This is a genomic window from Wohlfahrtiimonas populi (assembly GCF_002006795.1).
GTDB lineage: Bacteria > Pseudomonadota > Gammaproteobacteria > Cardiobacteriales > Wohlfahrtiimonadaceae > Wohlfahrtiimonas > Wohlfahrtiimonas populi.
The window spans coordinates 1-365 of record NZ_MVDN01000066.1; the positions used below are offsets into that span (position 1 = coordinate 1).

A 365-nucleotide genomic window follows, 5' to 3' on the forward strand; every position below is an offset into this window, starting at 1 on the left:
TCTTAGAAACTCCATATCGTAAAGTTATCGATGGCAAAGTAACGAATGAAATCGAATACTTGTCAGCATACGAAGAAATGGGTTTTGGTATTGCTCAGGCAAATGCTCGTATTAACGAAGCGGGTGAATTCGTAGATGATTTAATCCCGTCACACGTAAATGGTGAATTTATCTTGTTATTACAAGGTCAAATTCAATACATGGACGTATCACCACGCCAAATCGTATCTGTAGCTGCTGCATTGATTCCATTCCTAGAACACGACGATGCTAACCGTGCATTGATGGGTTCGAACATGCAACGTCAAGCGGTTCCAACATTGCGTTCAGACAAACCATTGGTTGGTACAGGTATTGAAAGTACA

1 protein-coding gene is annotated in these 365 nt (G+C 40.8%); it reads left to right on the forward strand.

Annotation, left to right across the window (positions count from 1 at the left end):
- A partial coding sequence (locus BZK16_RS14045) for a hypothetical protein (protein WP_143691218.1) occupies positions 1 to 365 on the forward strand: 365 nt, incomplete at both ends.